At 66.4% G+C, this 19,000-nt stretch carries 17 protein-coding genes; 10 read left to right on the top strand and 7 right to left on the bottom strand.

Annotated elements, in window-relative coordinates:
• Window positions 1–45: 45 nt before the first annotated feature.
• On the top strand, window positions 46–2,034 hold the full coding sequence (dnaG, locus tag WMC41_RS13720) for a DNA primase (protein WP_272806033.1): 1,989 nt from the start codon (window positions 46–48) through the stop codon (window positions 2,032–2,034).
• A gap of 15 nt (window positions 2,035–2,049) precedes the next feature.
• Here dnaG and WMC41_RS13715 read toward each other — a convergent pair whose 3' ends face one another.
• A complete protein-coding gene (locus tag WMC41_RS13715) occupies window positions 2,050–2,433 on the bottom strand; it encodes a VOC family protein (RefSeq protein WP_432343972.1) in 384 nt (127 codons plus the stop codon).
• Window positions 2,434–2,578: 145 nt separating this feature from the next.
• Between WMC41_RS13715 and recQ the strand changes: the two genes are divergently transcribed.
• The gene (gene recQ, locus WMC41_RS13710) at window positions 2,579–4,441 is read left to right on the top strand and encodes a DNA helicase RecQ (RefSeq protein ID WP_432348340.1); all 1,863 of its coding nucleotides are present in this window, start codon (window positions 2,579–2,581) and stop codon (window positions 4,439–4,441) included.
• Between the two features lie 73 nt (window positions 4,442–4,514).
• Window positions 4,515–4,994 (top strand): VOC family protein, encoded by a 480-nt coding sequence (locus tag WMC41_RS13705; RefSeq protein ID WP_244766957.1) that lies wholly within the window; start codon window positions 4,515–4,517, stop codon window positions 4,992–4,994.
• A 16-nt stretch (window positions 4,995–5,010) separates the two neighbouring features.
• Here WMC41_RS13705 and WMC41_RS13700 read toward each other — a convergent pair whose 3' ends face one another.
• On the bottom strand, window positions 5,011–5,781 hold the full coding sequence (locus WMC41_RS13700; protein ID WP_432343969.1) for an SDR family oxidoreductase: 771 nt from the start codon (window positions 5,779–5,781) through the stop codon (window positions 5,011–5,013).
• Between the two features lie 133 nt (window positions 5,782–5,914).
• Here WMC41_RS13700 and WMC41_RS13695 point away from each other — a divergent pair, with 133 nt between their 5' ends.
• The 6 genes from WMC41_RS13695 (at window position 5,915) to rpoD (ending at window position 12,366) form a co-directional block, all read left to right on the top strand.
• Complete coding sequence (locus WMC41_RS13695) at window positions 5,915–6,643, top strand: class I SAM-dependent methyltransferase (protein ID WP_432343966.1); 729 nt, start codon at window positions 5,915–5,917, stop codon at window positions 6,641–6,643.
• 128 nt (window positions 6,644–6,771) lie between these two features.
• Complete coding sequence (locus WMC41_RS13690) at window positions 6,772–7,227, top strand: GFA family protein (protein WP_432343963.1); 456 nt, start codon at window positions 6,772–6,774, stop codon at window positions 7,225–7,227.
• Between the two features lie 46 nt (window positions 7,228–7,273).
• Entirely contained in the window at window positions 7,274–8,461 is a 1,188-nt protein-coding gene (locus WMC41_RS13685) for a glycine C-acetyltransferase (protein WP_272806028.1), read from the top strand.
• A gap of 33 nt (window positions 8,462–8,494) precedes the next feature.
• On the top strand, window positions 8,495–9,532 hold the full coding sequence (gene tdh / locus WMC41_RS13680) for an L-threonine 3-dehydrogenase (protein ID WP_432343960.1): 1,038 nt from the start codon (window positions 8,495–8,497) through the stop codon (window positions 9,530–9,532).
• A 14-nt stretch (window positions 9,533–9,546) separates the two neighbouring features.
• On the top strand, window positions 9,547–9,894 hold the full coding sequence (locus tag WMC41_RS13675; protein WP_272806026.1) for a GFA family protein: 348 nt from the start codon (window positions 9,547–9,549) through the stop codon (window positions 9,892–9,894).
• A 417-nt stretch (window positions 9,895–10,311) separates the two neighbouring features.
• Window positions 10,312–12,366, top strand: coding sequence for an RNA polymerase sigma factor RpoD (gene rpoD / locus WMC41_RS13670; protein ID WP_244766950.1), 2,055 nt, complete (start codon window positions 10,312–10,314; stop codon window positions 12,364–12,366).
• 158 nt (window positions 12,367–12,524) lie between these two features.
• On the opposite strand, the gene WMC41_RS13665 is transcribed toward rpoD, so the two are convergent.
• Together WMC41_RS13665 and WMC41_RS13660 are read right to left on the bottom strand one after the other, a co-directional pair.
• On the bottom strand, window positions 12,525–13,451 hold the full coding sequence (locus WMC41_RS13665) for an IS110 family transposase (RefSeq protein ID WP_432343682.1): 927 nt from the start codon (window positions 13,449–13,451) through the stop codon (window positions 12,525–12,527).
• Between the two features lie 306 nt (window positions 13,452–13,757).
• The gene (locus WMC41_RS13660) at window positions 13,758–14,141 is read right to left on the bottom strand and encodes a DUF1801 domain-containing protein (RefSeq protein ID WP_432343956.1); all 384 of its coding nucleotides are present in this window, start codon (window positions 14,139–14,141) and stop codon (window positions 13,758–13,760) included.
• A gap of 175 nt (window positions 14,142–14,316) precedes the next feature.
• Between WMC41_RS13660 and WMC41_RS13655 the strand changes: the two genes are divergently transcribed.
• Window positions 14,317–15,963, top strand: a complete 1,647-nt coding sequence (locus tag WMC41_RS13655; protein WP_432343954.1) for an alpha/beta hydrolase — start codon at window positions 14,317–14,319, stop codon at window positions 15,961–15,963.
• On the opposite strand, the gene tam is transcribed toward WMC41_RS13655, so the two are convergent.
• The 3 genes from tam to WMC41_RS13640 form a co-directional block, all read right to left on the bottom strand.
• Window positions 15,964–16,737: a trans-aconitate 2-methyltransferase gene (gene tam / locus WMC41_RS13650; protein WP_432343951.1), complete on the bottom strand. Its 774-nt coding sequence runs from the start codon at window positions 16,735–16,737 to the stop codon at window positions 15,964–15,966.
• Between the two features lie 11 nt (window positions 16,738–16,748).
• Window positions 16,749–17,399, bottom strand: coding sequence for a haloacid dehalogenase type II (locus WMC41_RS13645; protein ID WP_432343948.1), 651 nt, complete (start codon window positions 17,397–17,399; stop codon window positions 16,749–16,751).
• A gap of 484 nt (window positions 17,400–17,883) precedes the next feature.
• On the bottom strand, window positions 17,884–18,924 hold the full coding sequence (locus tag WMC41_RS13640) for a zinc-dependent alcohol dehydrogenase family protein (RefSeq protein ID WP_432343946.1): 1,041 nt from the start codon (window positions 18,922–18,924) through the stop codon (window positions 17,884–17,886).
• Between the last annotated feature and the right edge of the window lie 76 nt (window positions 18,925–19,000).

The raw sequence follows: 19,000 nt of genomic DNA, 5'->3' as shown, positions 1-19,000 counted from the left end.
CGGTAGGCGCCGCGCATGGTTATATGGACCTCGACCGAGGGACCCATGCGCTTTTCCAATGCCTTCCTAGACGAGATCCGCGACCGCGTCTCCATTTCGGAGGTGATCGGCAAACGCGTGACCTGGGATCGTCGCAAGACCAATGTGTCGCGCGGCGACTACTGGGCCTGCTGCCCGTTCCATGGCGAGAAGTCGCCGAGCTTCCACTGCGAGGACCGCAAGGGCCGCTACCATTGTTTCGGCTGCGGCGTCTCCGGCGACCATTTCCGCTTCCTCACCGATCTCGACGGCCTGTCCTTCCCGGAGGCCGTGCAGCAGATCGCCGACATGGCGGGCGTCGCCATGCCGCAGCCCGACCGCGAGGCCGAGCAGCGCGAGAAGGAGCGCACCGGCCTCGTCGAGGTCATGGAGATGGCCGCCCGCTTCTTCGAGGACCAGCTCCAGACGCCGGCCGGTGCGAAGGCCCGCGCCTACCTGCGCGACCGCGGCCTGACGGGGCGCACCATCGAGACCTTCCGGCTCGGCTATGCGCCGGAAAGCCGCAATGCGCTGAAGGAGTTCCTTGCCGGCAAGGGCGTGCCGAAGGAGGCGATCGAGGCTTGCGGCCTCGTCGTGCACGGGCCGGACATCCCGGTCTCCTACGACCGCTTCCGCGACCGCATCATGTTCCCGATCCTCTCGGTGCGCGAGAAGGTCATCGCCTTCGGCGGGCGCGCCATGTCGCCGGATGCGCCGGCAAAATACCTCAATTCCAACGAGACCGAGCTCTTCCACAAGGGCAACGTACTCTACAACCATGCCCGCGCCCGCAAGGCCGCGCAGGGCGCGAGCCGGGCCGGACAGGACGAGAAGACCGCCGGCACGGTGATCGCCGTCGAAGGCTATATGGACGTGATCGCGCTTCACCAGGCCGGCATCGAGAATGCCGTCGCGCCGCTCGGCACGGCGCTCACGGAAAACCAGCTCGACCTGTTGTGGAAGATGACGCCGGAGCCGGTGCTGTGCTTCGATGGCGATGGCGCGGGCATTCGCGCGGCGAACCGCGCCGCCGACCTCGCGCTGCCCTTCATCAAGCCGGAGCGCACCGTGCGCTTCGCGCTGCTGCCCGACGGCAAGGACCCGGACGACCTCGTGCGCCAGGAGGGCCGCGCGCCCTTCGACAAGGTGATGGCAGGCGCCCGGCCGCTCGCCGAGATGATCTGGAGCCGCGAGGTGCAGGGTGTGAGTTTCGAGACGCCGGAAAGCCGGGCGGCGCTCGAGGCGCGCCTGCGCCAGGTCACCGGCGTGATCGCCGACGAGGATGTGCGCCGCCACTACCAGCAGAACATGCGCGACCGGCTGAACGCCTTCTTCCGCCCCGCGCAACGGCAGGGCGGCTTTGTCGCCGGCAGAGGCCGTGCGGGGCAACGCCTCGGAAGCGGCGCGCCGCAGGGCACGTCCGTCTCCTCGGGCATTTCCGACCGGCTGGCGCGCTCGGCGCTGGTGCGTGGCGCGCAGGAGCTGCCGGCGCTGCGCGAAAGCGTGCTGGCGCTCACCGTCGTCAACCATCCGGGCCTCCTCTTCAGCGATTATGACGAGATCGCCATCATCGAATACGAGAACCGCGACCTGCAGCGGCTCTGGTCGGCGCTGCTCGGCATTGCCGGCTCCGTCGGCGCCCGGCTGGAACGCGACCGGCTGGTCGAGGAACTGGAGGCGGCAGGCTTCGACACGCTGCTGCGCGGGCTCGACCAGCAGATCCGCAACTCCCGCCTGTGGACCGCGACGGCGGAGGCCGCGCCCGAGGATGCCCGCGAGGGCTTCCTCCAGGCGCTCGCCCTGCACAAGCGCACCCGCGCCCTGCTCTGGCAGCGCCGCGAGCTGGAGCGCGAGCTTGCCGTTGCGACCGAGGAGGGCGACGGCGAACGGGTTCCCCAAATCCTGCGCGCGCTGCAGGAGGTGCAGATGGAGACCGTGCGCCTGGAGAACCAGGAAGCCATCATCGAGGGCTTCGGCGTGCTCTCCGGCCGCGTGAAGGGGCCGGCGGGCAAGTAGCCGCCGCCCCGGCCTTCATTCGTCGTAGACGATGGCAAGCTTGTTGCCGACCGGATCGCGGACATAGGCGGAATACCAGTTGGGGCCGTAATGCGGGCGCGGGCCGGGCGCGCCTTCGTCCGTTCCGCCATGGGCGAGGGCGGCCGCATGGAAGGCCCCCACCTCGTCATGCGAGGCGGCGGGAAAGCCGATCATGGTGCCGTTGCCGGGGCTTGCCGGCGCGCCGTCGAAGGGCGTGCACAGCCAGAGGATGAAGCCGTCGGCGCCGCCGCCTCTGGTGTAGCCGCGCAATCCCGGATAATCCGCCCGCACGGCCCAGCCGATCGTCGCGAGGACGGCATCGTAAAAGGGCGTGGTGGCCGCGGCGTCCGATGTGCCGAGGGTTGCATAGACATCCATTCCTGCCTCTCCCATGTCGGTTTTTTGCAACCTTATCTTGAAATCGGAACAAATCAAGAACATTATTGAGCGGTGGACGTCGGCGCGCGGGCGGTTGCCGAACCACGCCCGCTTGGTCAGAATGGGGGGAACGAAAGTGCAGATGATGATCGAAGCCCGACCTTCCGCCCCCCTTGCCGCCCTGTTCGATGCGCCGACGGACGATCCGCTCGACGTGCTCAAGCGCGTCTACGGCTATGATGCCTTCCGCGGCAAGCAGCAGGCGGTGGTCGAGCATGTGGTCGGCGGCGGGGACGCCGTCGTGCTGTTCCCGACCGGTGCCGGCAAGTCGCTCTGCTTCCAGATCCCGGCGCTCTGCCGCGAGGGCGTCGGCATCGTCATCTCGCCGCTGATCGCGCTGATGCGCGACCAGGTGGAGGCGCTGAAGCAACTCGGCGTCAGGGCCGCCGCGCTGAATTCTTCCCTGACGCGCGAGGAATTCTTCGCCGTGCGCGATGCCATGCGCGCGGGCGAGCTCGATCTCCTCTACGTCACGCCCGAACGCATCGTCACGGAAGGCTTTGCCGAGCTCGTCGCCGATGCGCGCATCGCGCTCTTCGCCATCGACGAGGCGCATTGCGTCTCGCAATGGGGTCATGATTTCCGGCCGGAATACCGGGCGCTCGGCGTTCTCGGCGAGCGCTATCCCGGCGTGCCGCGCGTCGCGCTGACGGCGACCGCCGATCCGCACACCCGCGGCGACATCATCGAGCGGCTCGGCCTTCAGGACGCGGCGGTCTTCACGACCAGCTTCGACCGGCCGAACATTTCCTACGAGATCGCCGAGCGCGACCAGGCGCGCCAGCAATTGCTGCGCTTCCTCTCGCGCCACCAGGGCGAGAGCGGCATCGTCTACTGCCTGTCGCGCGCCAAGGTGGAGGACACGGCCGACTGGCTGAACGCGCAGGGCGTTCGCGCGCTGCCCTACCATGCCGGGTTCGACCGCGCGGTGCGCGACGCCAACCAGGATGCCTTCCTGAAGGAGGAGAACCTCTGCCTCGTCGCGACGGTCGCCTTCGGCATGGGCATCGACAAGCCGGATGTGCGCTATGTCGCCCATCTCGACCTGCCGGGCTCGGTGGAGGCCTATTACCAGGAGACGGGGCGCGCCGGGCGCGACGGCCTGCCCTCCGAGGTCTGGATGGCCTATGGCATGGCCGACGTCGTGCAGCGCCGCAAGATGATCGACGAGGGCGGGGCGTCCGAGGAGGTCAAGCGCATCGAGCGCGCCAAGCTGACGGCGCTGCTCGCCATCTGCGAGACGGCCGGCTGCCGGCGCAAGGCCATCCTGGCGCATTTCGGCGAAAGCCATTCCGGCCATTGCGGCAATTGCGATACCTGCCGCAACCCGGTCGAGACCTGGGACGGCACGGAGGCGGCGATCAAGGCGCTCGCCGCCGTCTACCGCACCGGCGAGCGCTTCGGCGCCGCCCATGTCATCGACGTCCTGGTGGGCGCGGTCAACGAGAAGACCGAGCGCTTCGGCCACACCTCCATGCCGGTCTTCGGGGCGGGCAAGGACATTGCCGGGCGCGTCTGGCAGTCGATCTTCCGGCAGCTTCTGGCGGCCGGCCTCATCAGCGTCGACCACGCCGCCTATGGCGCGCTGAAGCTGGAGCCCGAGGCGCGCGCCGTCTTCCGCCACGAGCGGCAGGTCCTCCTACGCAAGGATCGCCCGCAGGCGGGGCGCAAGGGCAAGGCCGGCGGCTCTCCTGCCGCCCGCGAACGCTCCAACCTTGCGGGCTCCGACCGCGAGCTCTTCGAGCTGCTGCGCGCCGAGCGGCTGTCCATCGCCAAGGACCTCGACGTGCCGCCCTATGTCGTCTTCCCGGACACGACGCTGATCGCGCTTGCCAGGGAACGTCCGCGCGACCGGGAGGAGCTGCTGGACATTCCCGGCATCGGCGTTTCCAAGCGCGACCGGTTCGGCGATGCCTTCCTCGCCGTCATCGACGAATTCAGCGGCTGATTTTTTAGTGCCGCTGTCGGAACGTTCCGGTCCTCCTCGTCCTTGTGTGGGTTCAAGCAAGGAGGACAGTCCGATGAAGGTTACGCAGCATCTCTGGTTCGAGAAGGACATGGAGGCCGCGATCGGCTTCTACACGTCGCTCGTTCCCGGTTCCTCGGTCCATTGGGTCTCGTCGCTTCCGGCCGAAACGCCGAGCGGACCGCCGGGCAGCGTGAAGATCGCCAGCTTCACGCTCGGCGACCAGCGCTACATGGCGATCGAGGCCGGCCCGCTCGACCCGTTCAACCACAGCTTCTCCATCATGGTCGAATGCGAGACGCAGGGCGACCTCGACCGGCTGTGGGATGCGCTGCGGGACGGCGGTTCGGTGGAGCAGTGCGGCTGGCTGAGGGACCGCTGGGGCCTCTCCTGGCAGATCGCGCCGACGCGGCTCGGGGAACTGATGAGCGACCCGGACCAGGCGAAGGTCAAGCGCGTGACGGAGGCGATGCTCCAGATGGTCAAGCTCGACATCGCGCCGCTGGAGGCGGCCGCGGCGCGGCAAGCCGGATGAGGCGCAGGCCCGGCCGCTACATGCGGACGGTCATGCCGCCGTCGACCACCAGCACATGGCCGTTGACGAAGGACGCCGCGTCGCTGGCGAGGAACAGGGCGGCGCCGGCGATCTCGTCGGCGCGGGCCCAGCGCTGGACGGGGATGCGCTGGCGCACGAAGGGCATCAGGCCCTCGTCGGCGGCAAGCGCCGCGTTGGTTTCCGTCGCGAACCAGCCGGGGGCGATGGCGTTGCTGGTGATGCCGTGCGGGGTGTATTCGACGGCCATGCTGCGCATGAGGCCGGTGAGGCCGTGCTTGGCGGCGGGGTAGATGCCGTCGTTCGGCATGGCCACATGCCCGCCGATCGAGGTGATGGCGATCAGCCGCCCGTGGCCGTTGCGCTTCATCAGCGCGGCGGCGTCCCGCGAGAGGCTCGCGGCGGCGGAAAGGTCGGTGCGGATCAATTCGTCGATCGCTGCGTCGTCCATCTCCGACAGCGGCCGGCGGTCGCGGGCGCCGACATTGTTGACGAGCACGTCGAGCCGGCCGTGCGCCTGTTCGATCCCGGCGAGCACGGCGCGCTGGGCGGTCCGGTCGGCGATGTCGAAGGCTGCCGCGGCGGCGCTGCCGCCGGCTGCCGCGATCCTCTCGACCGCCCGGTCGAGCGTCGCGGCCGTGCGGCCCGTGACCACCACATGGGCGCCGGCCTCGGCCAGCGCCTTGGCGATCTCGAAACCCAGGCCTCGGCCGCCGCCGGTGACGAGCGCCACGCGGCCCTTCTGGGAGAATCTTTCCAGTATCGTCATGGCCCAAATCCTTTCGCGCCGCCACCGGACAGGGCAAGCGCTGTCCTGTCAACCCTGCGGCCGTCGGGGCTAAGGCAATGCACGACTTTGTCCTTTCGCAAAAAGGCGCTATCTCCGGTGCGAAAGGATCGCCATGGCCCAGAACATCTACGACCAGCCCGCCTTCTTCGAGGGCTATTCCAGTCTTCCCCGTTCGGTGCATGGCCTTGCGGGCGCGGCGGAGTGGGAGGCGGTGCGCGCGCTGCTGCCGGACCTGGCGGGCAAGCGCATCGTCGATCTCGGCTGCGGTTTCGGCTGGTTCGCGCGCCACGCGGCGGAGGCGGGGGCGGAAAGCGTGCTCGGCCTCGACCTCTCGGAGAACATGATCGCCCGCGCCCGGGCGGAGACGGCGTCTCCCGCCGTCCGCTACGAGATCGCCGATCTCGACCGGCTGGAATTGCCGGCCGGAGCCTTCGATTTCGCCTACAGCTCGCTCGCCTTCCACTATATCGCGGATTTCGACCGGCTGGTGCGCACCGTCCATGCCGCGCTGGTGCCGGGCGCCTCCTTCGTCTTCACCATCGAGCATCCGCTCTACATGGCGCCGTCCCGGCCGGATTGGTCGGAGATAGACGGCCGGACTGTCTGGCCGGTCGACGGTTATCTCGTCGAAGGCCCGCGCACGACGGACTGGCTCGCCAAGGGCGTCGTCAAGCACCACCGTACGCTCGGCACGACCCTCAATGCCTTGATCGCCGCCGGCTTTTCCATCCGCCATGTCGAGGAATGGCGGCCGAGCGAAGCGCAGCTTGCGGCACATCCGGAATGGCAGGTGGAGCTCAACCGGCCGATGTTCCTGCTGATCGCCTGCGAACGGTCCTGAAACGGCGAAAAGAGCGGCGCAACCCTTTACGTCGCTTTCCGCTGCGCTAGAACTATCGCAGTGGAGCACTTCGCCGGCACCATGATCAGAACGACAAGCCGGCGTTTAACGGAAGGGGAGCCGTGCCCATGAAAAGACCGAGCCTGCCGCTCGACGGCGTCTGCCGCTGCGGGCGCGTGAAAATCCGCATCAGCGCGCCGCCGATGCTCACCATGGCCTGCCATTGCACCGGCTGCCAGCGCATGTCGGGCAGCGCCTATTCGTTGAGCGCGGCGATCCCGGCGGAGGGCTTTGCCGTCATCGCGGGCGAGCCCGTCGTCGCCGGGGCGAGCGCGGAGGCCGGCCATCATTTCTGCCCGGATTGCATGACCTGGATGTTCACCCGGCCCGCCGGGTTCGATTTCTTCGTCAATGTGCGGCCGACCATGCTGGACGAGACCGGCTGGTACAGCCCGTTCATCGAGACCTATACGAGCGAAAAGCTCGCCTGGGCGCAGACGCCGGCCGCGCACAGCTATGAAAAGTTCCCGCCGATGGAGGACTACGAGAAACTGATCGGCGCCTATGCGGCGAGCGCGGCCTGAGCCGTCGCCGCCTGAACCTTTCCATCATTTCCGCGAGTGCGTGCCCATGACCTCCGCCTTCATCGCCCATCTCCAGTCCGAAATCGACGGCCTCAAATCCGCAGGCCTCTACAAGTCGGAGCGCGTGATCACCTCCAAGCAGGCCGGCGAGATCGCCGTCGCCTCGGGCGAGCGCGTGCTGAACTTCTGCGCCAACAATTATCTCGGCCTTGCCGACAACGCGGACCTGGCCGAGGCCGGCAAGCAGGCGCTCGACCGCTACGGCTACGGCATGGCCTCGGTGCGCTTCATCTGCGGCACGCAGGAGGAGCACAAAGAGCTGGAGGCGCGCATCTCGTCCTTCCTCGGGCTGGAGGACACCATCCTCTATTCATCCTGCTTCGACGCCAATGGCGGCCTCTTCGAGACCCTGCTCTCCGAGGAGGACGCCATCATCTCTGACGCGCTGAACCACGCCTCGATCATCGACGGCGTGCGGCTCTCCAAGGCGAAGCGCTTCCGCTATGCCAACAACGACATGGCGAGCCTGGAGGAGGAGCTGAAGAAGGCGGAAGGCGCGCGCTTCAAGATGATCGCCACGGACGGCGTCTTCTCGATGGACGGCATCATCGCCAACCTTCAGGGCGTCTGCGACCTTGCGGAAAAATACGGCGCGATGGTCATGGTGGACGACAGCCATGCCGTCGGCTTCGTGGGAAAACATGGCCGCGGCTCGGCCGAGCATTGCGGCGTGGAGGGGCGGGTGGACATCATCACCGGCACGCTCGGCAAGGCGCTGGGCGGGGCTTCCGGCGGCTATACGTCCGGCCGGCGGGAGGTCGTGGAGTGGCTGCGCCAGCGCTCGCGGCCCTACCTCTTCTCCAACACGCTGGCGCCGGTCATCGCGGCCGCCTCGCTCAAGGTGTTCGATCTCATCGACAATGGCGATGCGCTGCGCGAGCGCCTCTATGCCAATGCCGATCTCTTCCGCGCCGAGATGACGAAGCTCGGCTTCACGCTTGCGGGCGAGGGGCATCCGATCATCCCGGTCATGCTGGGCGATGCGAGCCTCGCGCAGGAAATGGCCTCGCGCATGCTGGCGAAGGGCGTCTACGTCATCGGCTTTTCCTTCCCTGTCGTGCCGCGCGGCCAGGCGCGCATCCGCACCCAGATGTCGGCGGCGCATGGCGAGGCGGACGTTCGCAAGGCGATCGAGGTCTTTGCCGAAGTCGGGCGTGAACTGGGCGTCATTTAGAGAATCGTCTGAATCCCTTGCGGAGATTTCGTCATGTCGAACATGATGCGTGCGCTGGTTAAAGCAAAACCTGAAGTCGGCCTGTGGATGGAAAATGTTCCGGTGCCGGAGGTCGGCCCGAACGACGTGCTGATCCGGGTGAAGAAATCGGCGATCTGCGGCACGGACGTGCATATCTGGAACTGGGACCAGTGGGCGCAGAAGACGATCCCCGTGCCGATGGTCGTCGGCCACGAATTCGTCGGCGAGATCGCCGAGATCGGCTCGGCCGTCACCAAGTACCATGTCGGCGAGCGGGTCTCGGGCGAGGGGCACATCGTCTGCGGCAAGTGCCGCAATTGCCGCGCCGGCCGGGGGCACCTCTGCCACTATACCAAGGGCGTCGGCGTCAACCGGCCGGGTTCGTTCGGAGAATTCGTCTGCATTCCCGAGCACAATGTGGTGCCGATCCCGGATGATGTTCCCGACGAGGTGGCGGCGATCTTCGACCCGTTCGGCAACGCCGTGCACACCGCGCTGTCCTTCGACCTCGTCGGCGAGGACGTGCTCGTCACCGGTGCCGGGCCGATCGGCATCATGGGGGCGATGGTGGCAAAGCGCTCCGGCGCGCGGAAGGTCGTGATCACCGATATCAATCCCGTCCGCCTCGATCTCGCCCGCAAGGTCGGCATCGATCATGTCGTCGACGCCTCGAAGGAGGACCTTTCGCAGGTGATGACCGAGATCGGCATGACGGAGGGCTTCGATGTCGGCCTGGAAATGTCCGGCGCGCCGCCGGCCTTCCGCTCGATGATCGACACGATGAACAATGGCGGCAAGATCGCCATCCTCGGCATCGCGCCCGACGGTTTCGGCATCGACTGGAACAAGGTGATCTTCAAGATGCTGACGCTGAAGGGCATCTATGGCCGCGAGATGTTCGAGACCTGGTACAAGATGATCGCCTTCGTGCAGGGCGGGCTCGATCTTGCGCCGATCATCACCCATCGCATCAGGATCGATGAATTCCGTGACGGCTTCGAGGCGATGCGCTCGGGCAATTCCGGCAAGGTCGTCATGGACTGGAATTAACAGGAGGTCTGGACATGAAATACGAGGGAAGCTGTCACTGCGGCGCCGTCGCCTTCGAGGTGGAGGGCGAGTTCGATAGCGGGCTCGACTGCAATTGTTCGATGTGCCGCCGGCGCGGCGGCCTGCTCGCCTTCGTGCCCGCGGAAAACCTGCGCCTGACCACGCCGAAGGAGGATGTCTCGACCTACACCTTCAACCGTCATGTCATCCAGCATCATTTCTGCGCCAAGTGCGGCATCGCGCCCTATGGCGAGGGAAGCGACCCGAAAGGAAACAGGATGGCGGCGGTCAATCTGCGCTGTATTCCGGCGATCGATCTGGAGGCCCTGACGATCAACAAGGTCGACGGGCGCTCTTTTTGACCGGGAGGGCGAATCGGTCGGCGCAAGACATTGATTTCCGGGCGATTGGCGGCCCTTGTCTTTTTCTGAAGGGCGCCTACATGAGGGATAATCGCCCGGATCCGCCGACTTTCCTGTCCGCGAACCCGAATCGGAACCTTTTCCGGCTTTTTTGCCGGAAAAGCTTGACGTAACCGAAAATTCTGGGAATCACCATTGTTGGCTGAGAAGGAATGGGTACGGCGGATCGGGAAGTCATGTCAATTGTGTTGCTTCGGCAACATCGCCACACGCCCGAGGGCCGGGATGTGGTTAATCGGGATTTAATTGTCAATCCGTTAGGTCAGGGACGCTGATTCGCGCTAACGACGCCGGAAGGCGATCGGCGCGGAGCCCCTAACCGCTTGGAAACTGATGCTCAGGAAAGCGACGAAATAAATGGCGACAAAGGTCAAAGAGAACGAGGAAGTCGAAAACGAACGCGAAGGCGCATCCGACGGCCCTCTTCTCGATCTTTCCGACGATGCCGTCAAGAAGATGATCAAGGCCGCCAAGAAGCGCGGCTATGTCACCATGGACGAGCTGAATTCGGTCCTGCCGTCCGAGGAAGTGACCTCGGAGCAGATCGAGGACACGATGGCCATGCTCTCCGACATGGGCATCAACGTCATCGAGGACGAGGACGCCGAAGAGGCGGCCCAGGGCGGCGAGGAAGACGGCGGCGACGACGACAACGAGGGCGAAGGCGGGGAGCTGGCCGCTTCCGGCGGCACCGCGCTTGCGACCGCCAAGAAGAAGGAGCCGACCGACCGCACGGACGACCCGGTGCGCATGTACCTGCGCGAGATGGGCTCCGTCGAGCTTCTGTCGCGCGAGGGCGAAATCGCCATCGCCAAGCGCATCGAGGCCGGCCGCGAGACGATGATCGCCGGTCTCTGTGAGAGCCCGCTGACGTTCCAGGCCATCATCATCTGGCGGGATGAACTCAACGAAGGCCAGACCCTCCTGCGCGAGATCATCGATCTCGAGACGACCTATTCCGGCCCCGAGGCGAAGGCTGCCCCGCAGTTCCAGTCGCCGGAGAAGATCGAGGCCGACCGCAAGGCGGCCGAGGAGAAGGAAAAGACCCGCAAGCCGCGCGCCGCTAACGACGACGACATCACCAATGTCGGCGGCGAAGGCCTGCCGCCGGAGGAGGAGGAAGAGGACGACGACGAGTCGAACCTCTCGCTCGCCGCCATGGAAGCGGAGCTGCGCCCGCAGGTCATGGAGACCCTCGACACGATCGCCGAGACCTACAAGAAGCTGCGCAAGCTGCAGGACCAGCAGGTGGAAGCCCGTCTGCAGGCGACCGGCACGCTCTCGCCCGCCCAGGAGCGCCGCTACAAGGAGCTCAAGGACGAGCTGATCACCGCCGTCAAGTCGCTGTCGCTCAACCAGAACCGCGTCGACAGCCTCGTCGAGCAGCTCTACGACATCAACAAGCGCCTCGTGCAGAACGAGGGCCGCCTCTTGCGCCTTGCCGAGAGCTACGGCGTCAAGCGCGACTCGTTCCTCGAACAGTATAACGGCGCGGAGCTCGATCCGAACTGGATGAAGTCGATCGCCAACCTTGCGGCCCGCGGCTGGAAGGAATTCGCCAAGAGCGAGAACACGACGATCCGCGACATCCGTCAGGAGATCCAGAATCTCGCCACCGAGACCGGCATCTCCATCTCGGAATTCCGTCGCATCGTGCACATGGTGCAGAAGGGCGAGCGCGAGGCGCGCATCGCCAAGAAGGAGATGGTGGAAGCCAACCTCCGTCTCGTGATCTCGATCGCCAAGAAGTACACGAACCGCGGCCTGCAGTTCCTGGACCTCATCCAGGAAGGCAATATCGGCCTGATGAAGGCGGTGGACAAGTTCGAGTATCGCCGCGGCTACAAGTTCTCGACCTACGCGACGTGGTGGATCCGCCAGGCGATAACCCGCTCGATCGCCGACCAGGCCCGCACGATCCGCATTCCGGTGCACATGATCGAGACGATCAACAAGATCGTGCGCACCTCGCGCCAGATGTTGCACGAGATCGGCCGCGAGCCGACGCCGGAAGAACTGGCCGAAAAGCTCGCCATGCCACTCGAAAAGGTGCGCAAGGTGCTGAAGATCGCCAAGGAGCCGATCTCGCTTGAAACGCCCGTGGGCGACGAGGAAGACAGCCACCTCGGCGATTTCATCGAGGACAAGAACGCGCTGCTGCCGATCGACGCCGCCATCCAGGCGAACCTGCGCGAGACGACGACCCGCGTGCTGGCCTCGCTGACGCCGCGCGAGGAACGCGTGCTGCGCATGCGCTTCGGCATCGGCATGAACACCGACCACACGCTGGAGGAAGTCGGCCAGCAGTTCTCGGTGACGCGCGAACGTATCCGCCAGATCGAGGCGAAGGCGCTGCGCAAGCTGAAGCACCCGAGCCGCTCGCGCAAGCTGCGCTCGTTCCTCGACAGCTGAGGCGACGGTGAGATGAAACGAGCCCTGCGACCGAGAGGCCGCGGGGCTTTTTTGTTTATGGAATCAGGGCACACACCTCTCCTCCGTCATCCTCGGGCTTGACCCGAGGATCCCCACGTCCCGCGGCATAGCTTGAGTTCGTAGCATGGCAACTGTGTTCAAGCGAAGTTAGTTTTGTCGCGCTGCATTGCATTGAGGATCGTGATGAGCTTTCTTGCGACGGCGATGATGCCGGCCTTTGCGGAGCCTGTTCTGGCTGAGACGGCCTGATGGAAGGCGCGCAGGCGCGCTGAGGCCTTGATGGCGCCGAGGGCCGCCATGTAGAGGGCCTTTCGCACCCTTGGCCTGCCGCCCTTGATGCGGCGGCGGCCGGATCTCCTACCGGAATCGTCATTGAAGGGGGCAAGGCCGGCAAGGCTTGCGGCTGTTTTGGGCGAAAGGCTGCCGAGTTCGGGCATATGGGCCAGCAGGGTCAAGGCTGTCACCTTGCCCACGCCGGGCGCGGAGGTAAGGCGGTGCGCCTGCTGAGCGAGATGTCCATTCTTCATCTGCTCGTCGATCGCAGCCTGGATCGAGGCGATCCTCTCGCCGAGGATGGCGATCATGGCCTCGATGTCGGCGCGGACGGCGGGATCGAAGGCATCGCAAAGATGCCGGCGCTCGGTTGCACGGGCATCGACGAGCTGGTCCCGGCGGCGGGCAAGGGCCGCCAGCCGCTCGCGCACCGGGCAAGGCGGCGCCTCGGCCGTCAGGCCGAACATGGTTCCCATCTCGCAAAGCGAGCGGGCATCGATGCGGTCGGTCTTGGCCAGCCGTCCCCGCGCTTCGGCAAAGCGCCGGGCCGTCTTCGGGTTGACGCGGGCAAAGGCGATGCCGGCCTGCGAAAGACACAGGCGCAGCAGCCGGTCGCAATGACCTGTCGCCTCGAAGACGACCAGGTCGGTGGCCGGGTCGAGACCACGGGCAAAAGCGGACAGCGCGGTCTGCTCGTTGGGGATGCGGCAGAACCTGGCCGTTTTCGGATCGAAGATGTCGATCATGTCCTTGCCGATGTCGCAGCCGATGAAGGTATGGTGTATCGTCATGGCGCCTGCTCCTGTGTGCGGGGTCTGTGGCGACAGCCCCGTGCAACTGTTCAGGTTGATGGGCGAAGCGGGAAGGGACCAAGCCATGTCGCGGCCTGCCGTCACAAACGGCGGCCTGGATCCTCTCGGCCTCCTTCCCGCAACCATCTTACATCAGACCAAACACACAGGATCCTCGGGTCAAGCCCGAGGATGACGGAGGAGAGATGGCGGTGCTACAAGACAGCTCGGAGAAGAGGGGCGGCCCACAACTCATCTAGAACCATTATCCGACGCTGAAGCGATTTCGCTTCGGCTGGAACTGTTCTAGGAACTCCTCGTCGGATCACCGATCTCGGCGTTCAAGTGCACCGCCTCGCTCGCAAGCCGTTCGGCGACCGCCGCATCCACAGGATCTCCCTCGACGTAGACCATCGTCGCCAGCTCGTATTTGCCGCCGGGTTTCAGCCGCGGCTCGATCTCGCGCAGCCGCTTGCCGCGCCAGAAGCCGAAGAGCACGCGGGCCGCCTCGGCGCGGATCAACAGCACCGGGCCGTTGGAAAAGCACACGATGTGACCCCACTTGATGCGCTCCTCCAGCGCTCCTGCGGCAAGGACGGCGGCGCGCAGCGTCTCGACGGTCTCGCGTCGCCAGCCGTCGAGGGCCGCGACATAGGCATCCGGGCTGTCCGCCGGTTTTTCCTTGCGCATCATGCTCTCCTCCCGAAACCGCCGGAGCTTACCGCGAACGGCCGGCAAGGGCGACGGTCTTGGCCTGTGGATGCGGGGGCTTTTGCCGAACACGAGCCGACGTGCGGATTGCCTCGCTCCCGCCGCCGTGCAAGGCTTGCCCGCGCAAGGTGAATGGAACGACGGAAGGGTAGTCATGCGGGATCGGCTCTGGCGCTTCGTCCTCTCCTTCTCCGCCACCGGGCTGATCCTGGGCACGCTGTGTTTTGCCGCCTCGCTGACGCCGAGCCTCCTGCCGCGCACCTATGTCACGCAGGGCGTGCTCTCGGGCGTCGCCATGGCCTGCGGCTACGGGCTCGGCGTGGCGCTTGCCGCGCTGTGGTTCTGGCTCGAGCTGCCGGAGGCGAAGGACCGGGTCCGTCTCTGGCTTGCCGCGGGCGCGGGGGGCCTTTGCGGCGTCGTGGCGCTGGTCTTCCTCTGGCGCACGGCGGAGTGGCAGAACTCCATCCGCACGCTGATGCACCTGCCGCCGATCGAGACGGCGCATCCCTTCTATGTCGGGCTCATCGCGCTCGCCGTCTTCCTCGTGCTCTTCGGCCTCGGGCGGCTCTTTGCTTTTCTCGCCCGGCTGTTCGCGAGGACCTCGCGCCGGGCGGCGCCGCGGCGGCTCTCCTCCGTCATCGGCACGGCGCTGGCCGCGACGCTGTTCTGGACGCTGGCCGACGGCATTCTGGTGCGCTTCGTGCTGCACACGGCCGATTCCTCCTTCCGCCGGCTCGACCAGGTGATCGAGCCGGACACGGCCGAACCTTCCGATCCCCGGAAATCCGGCAGCACCGCCTCGCTGGTGCGCTGGGACGAGCTTGGCCGCATGGGCCGCTCCTTCGTGGCGAGCGGACCGACGGGAGAGGACATCGCCGCCTTCACGGGCAGGCCGGCGATGGAGCCTCTGCGCGTCTATGCCGGCCTCAACGCCGCCGAGACGCCGGAGGCGCGGGCAAAGGTCGCGCTCGACGAGCTGATCCGTGTCGGCGGCTTCGAGCGCGCGACGCTCGTCATCGTCATGCCGACCGGCACCGGCTGGATCGATCCGGAGGGCATCGACACGGTCGAGTACCTGCACCATGGCGACATCGCCAGCGTCGCCATCCAGTATTCCTATCTCGCCAGCTGGCTTTCGCTGCTCGCCGAGCCGGATTACGGCGCCGAGGCCGCGCGGGCGCTCTTCCGCGCGGTCTACGGCCACTGGACGAGCCTGCCGAAGGACAGGAGACCAAAGCTCTATCTCTACGGCCTCAGCCTCGGCGCGCTGTCGTCGGAACAGTCGGCCGAACTCTTCGAGGTGATCGGCGATCCCTACCAGGGGGCGCTGTGGGCCGGCCCGCCGTTTCCGAGCCGCATCTGGCGCAAGATGACGGCGGACCGCAATCCCGGCACGCCCGCCTGGCTGCCGCGCTTCCGTGACGGCTCCTATGTGCGCTTCACCAGCCAGAAGAACGCGCTGCCGGCGGCGGGCGACCATTGGGGGCCGATGCGCATCGTCTACCTGCAGTATGCCAGCGACCCGATCACCTTCTACGATCCCTATGCCTTCTACCGCCAGCCGGCCTGGATGGCCGTGCCGCGCGGGCCGGATGTCTCGCCGGATTTCGAATGGTATCCGGTCGTCACCTTCCTGCAGTTGACGCTCGACATGGCCATGGCGACCACGACGCCGATGGGGCTCGGCCATGTCTATGCCGGCGAGCATTATGTCGATCCGTGGATCGCCGTGACGGACGTGACGGACTGGAGTGCGGCGGACATCGCGAGACTCAAGGAGAGGTTCCGCGCGGGGCGGTGATCAGCCCTTGACGGCGATGATGAAGAGCCGCGGGAAGCGCAGCAGCCGGCGCCCGTCGGCCATCGGCGGGTAGGCGTTCGCGATCCGGTTCTCGTAGTCCGCGAGGAAGGCGTCGTGTTCTCCTGTCGGCAGGCGGTCGAGATAGGGACGCAGGCCCGTCGCCTTCACCCAGTCGACGATGGCGGCCGCATCCGCCATGGGATGGTTGTAGACGGTGTGCCAGACATCGACGCGGGCGGCCTTCGGACCGAGCGCGTCGAAACAGGCGGCCGGATCGGGCATCGGGCCGCGCCGTGGCGTGCCCTCGGCAAATGCGCCCCGCCAGGGGCCGGCAAGGGCACTTTCCTCCATCAGGAGATGGGAGGGTTCGTTGCGGTTGTCCGGCATCTGCACGGCCAGCACGCCGCCGGGCCGCAAGCCCTCCACCAGCCGCGCCATCAGCGCCACCGGATCGGGCAGCCATTGGAAGACGGCATTGGCGAAGAGCAGGGCAGCCGGCTCGTGCGGGCGCCATTTCAGAAGGTCACATTCGACGAAATCGACGCCGGGCAGGCGCCGGCGCGCGGCCTTCAGCATGTCGCCGGCATTGTCCACGCCGCGCACGCCCCGGCCGGGAAAGCGCTCCACCAGCAGCTCCGTCGAGTTTCCCGGCCCGCAGCCGAGGTCGTAGACGGTTCCGGCGACAAGGTCGGCCGGCACCTGTGCCAGCAGGTCGCGGGCAGGGCGGGTGCGCTCGTCCTCGAACTTCAGGTATTGCGCGGCGGACCAGGCCATGGCGGCTCCGTTCAGAGGCTTTCGAGCGACGGCAGGATCAGCGCGGGGCCAAGGTCGAAATACTCGTCCGGCATGTCGCTGCGGTTGATCCAGACGGTGCGGAAGCCGAATTTCGTCGCGCCGGCAATGTCCCAGCGGTTGGAGGACTGGAAGGAGACGGCATTCGGATAGAGCCGGTAGTTCGTCGTCACGAGATCGTAGACGGCGGGGGCGGTCTTGTAGGTCTTCAGCGCATCGACCGAGAAGATGTCGTCGATGACGGTGTCGAGCGCGGCATTCTTCACCGCCGAGGCCAGCATGGCGGGCGAGCCGTTGGAGAGGATGGCGATATGCGCGCCACGCTGCTTCAGCGCCTTCAGCACGGCCGGCACTTCCGGATAGCAGTCGAGCTTCCAGTAGGCGTCGAGCAGCTTCTGGCGTAGCGTCGGATCGATGCCGCCGATGCGCTTGAACGTATAGTCGAGCGCCTGCTCGGTGAGCTGCCAGAAATCGGCATAGGCGCCCATCAGCGCCCGCGTCCAGGAATATTCGAGCTGCTTGGCCCGCCAGATCTCGGAAAAGATCTGGTAGTTCGGCCCGACATCCCCCGCATGGCGGCGCACCGCCGCGTGCACGTCGAACAGCGTGCCATAGGCGTCGAAGACATAGGCGGCATGGGACATGGGCGGCGATTCCTTCTGGCATTGTCGACGGCGATTGGTCGCCATCGACGTGGGAATGTCAAATTATTTGGCGCCCGCCCCTCATCCCGCTGCCGCGACCTTCTCCCCCGTAAACGGGGGAGAAGGGAAGGAGGCACGCTTTTCCCCTTCCCGAACGCGTATTGGTTGGGAGGAACTTTGCCTCCCTTTCTTCTCTCTGTCCGCAGCAGGGCCATCGTACAGGGAAGGAAACCGTCCCCCATCCCCTTCTCCCCCGCGGGGAGAAGGTGCCGGCAGGCGGATGAGGGGGAGGCCGAAGGCTTAAATGATTGCAATATCGCGCCTGTCTCACCCCCTCATCCGACCCTTCGGGCCACCTTCTCCTCGCGGGGGAGAAGGGGTTGGGGCAACGTCGCACTCCATATGCGACGGCCTTGCCGCAGGCAGAGAAGGTCGCGGCAGCGGGATGAGGGGCCTGGCGGCGAAGCCAGGCCGGATGGCCCCTTCAGAACCGCGTGATGACGCTGATGCCGAGGTCGGTTGCCTTGTCCATCGCCGTCAGGGCGGGCACGGCCTCCTCCAGGCTGACATGCCGGCCGATCAGCCGTTGCGGGGCGAGCTTGCCGCTTTCCATCATCGCCAGCATGGCGTCGTAGCGCCAGGCCTGCATGCCGTGGCTGCCGTAGATTTCCAGTTCGTGGCCGATGACCTGAGCCATGGGAATCTGGGGCGTCGCATGGTCGGCGAGCATCAGGCCGACCTGCACGTGCCGTCCGCGCCGGCGCAGGTTTTTTATCGAGTTGAAGCAGGTGACGGGCGAGCCGAGGGCGTCGACCGAGGCATGCGCCCCGCCGCCGGTGATCTCGCGCACGGCCTCCGCGACATCGGCGACCTCGCGCGCGTTGATGGCGGCGACGGCGCCCATCTTCTTGGCGAAGTCCAGTTTCTCCGCGGAAATGTCGATGGCGATGGGATTGGCGCCGAGCGCGGCGGCGATCATGATCGCGGAGAGGCCCACCCCGCCGCAGCCGTGTACGGCCACCCATTCGCCGCCCGTCACGCGCGCCTGGTCGACGACGGCGCGGAAGGAAGTGGCGAAGCGGCAGCCGAGGCTGGCGGCCGTCGCATAGTCGATCGCGTCCGGCAGGTGCACGAGATTGTGGTCGGCGAAATCGATGGCGACGAGTTCGGCGAAGGAGCCCCAATGGGTGAAGCCGGGCTGGAACTGCTCTTCGCAAACCTGTTGGTTGCCCGAGCGGCATTCGCCGCAATGGCCGCAGCCGGAGACGAAGGGCACCGTCACCCGTTCGCCTTCGCGGAAACGGCGCACGTTCCTGCCGACGGCCACCACCTTGCCGGCGAGCTCGTGGCCCGGCACATGCGGCAGGCTTATATCCGGGTCATGGCCCATCCAGCCGTGCCAGTCGGAGCGGCAGAGCCCGGTCGCCTCCACCTTGATTACCACGCCGCCGGGTGTCGGTGTCGGGTCGGGCAGGGTGCGGATCTCGGGTGTCGCCTCGAAGGCTTCGTAATACATCGCGCGCATGGTGATCTCCCTTCCGCCTTTGTATCGCATGCGCCCCGAATGCCCTCAACGGCGCCACCCATGATAAGGCCTGATG

The organism is Shinella yambaruensis, from assembly GCF_050859155.1.
Lineage (GTDB): Bacteria > Pseudomonadota > Alphaproteobacteria > Rhizobiales > Rhizobiaceae > Shinella > Shinella yambaruensis.
This window is presented reverse-complemented; position numbering and strand designations above follow the sequence as displayed.

Excerpts from the sequence above, each read along its gene's own strand:
- WMC41_RS13700 (WP_432343969.1), bottom strand. The coding sequence starts at position 5,781 with ATGACGATACTGGAAAGATTCTCCCAGAAGGGCCGCGTGGCGCTCGTC.
- WMC41_RS13665 (WP_432343682.1), bottom strand. The coding sequence starts at position 13,451 with ATGACGATACACCATACCTTCATCGGCTGCGACATCGGCAAGGACATG.
- WMC41_RS13690 (WP_432343963.1), top strand. The coding sequence starts at position 6,772 with ATGAAAAGACCGAGCCTGCCGCTCGACGGCGTCTGCCGCTGCGGGCGC.
- tam (WP_432343951.1), bottom strand. The coding sequence starts at position 16,737 with ATGGCCTGGTCCGCCGCGCAATACCTGAAGTTCGAGGACGAGCGCACC.
- WMC41_RS13660 (WP_432343956.1), bottom strand. The coding sequence starts at position 14,141 with ATGCGCAAGGAAAAACCGGCGGACAGCCCGGATGCCTATGTCGCGGCC.
- WMC41_RS13655 (WP_432343954.1), top strand. The coding sequence starts at position 14,317 with ATGCGGGATCGGCTCTGGCGCTTCGTCCTCTCCTTCTCCGCCACCGGG.
- WMC41_RS13645 (WP_432343948.1), bottom strand. The coding sequence starts at position 17,399 with ATGTCCCATGCCGCCTATGTCTTCGACGCCTATGGCACGCTGTTCGAC.
- WMC41_RS13715 (WP_432343972.1), bottom strand. The coding sequence starts at position 2,433 with ATGGATGTCTATGCAACCCTCGGCACATCGGACGCCGCGGCCACCACG.
- rpoD (WP_244766950.1), top strand. The coding sequence starts at position 10,312 with ATGGCGACAAAGGTCAAAGAGAACGAGGAAGTCGAAAACGAACGCGAA.
- tdh (WP_432343960.1), top strand. The coding sequence starts at position 8,495 with ATGTCGAACATGATGCGTGCGCTGGTTAAAGCAAAACCTGAAGTCGGC.
- WMC41_RS13640 (WP_432343946.1), bottom strand. The coding sequence starts at position 18,924 with ATGCGCGCGATGTATTACGAAGCCTTCGAGGCGACACCCGAGATCCGC.
- WMC41_RS13705 (WP_244766957.1), top strand. The coding sequence starts at position 4,515 with ATGAAGGTTACGCAGCATCTCTGGTTCGAGAAGGACATGGAGGCCGCG.
- WMC41_RS13685 (WP_272806028.1), top strand. The coding sequence starts at position 7,274 with ATGACCTCCGCCTTCATCGCCCATCTCCAGTCCGAAATCGACGGCCTC.
- recQ (WP_432348340.1), top strand. The coding sequence starts at position 2,579 with ATGATCGAAGCCCGACCTTCCGCCCCCCTTGCCGCCCTGTTCGATGCG.
- dnaG (WP_272806033.1), top strand. The coding sequence starts at position 46 with ATGCGCTTTTCCAATGCCTTCCTAGACGAGATCCGCGACCGCGTCTCC.
- WMC41_RS13675 (WP_272806026.1), top strand. The coding sequence starts at position 9,547 with ATGAAATACGAGGGAAGCTGTCACTGCGGCGCCGTCGCCTTCGAGGTG.
- WMC41_RS13695 (WP_432343966.1), top strand. The coding sequence starts at position 5,915 with ATGGCCCAGAACATCTACGACCAGCCCGCCTTCTTCGAGGGCTATTCC.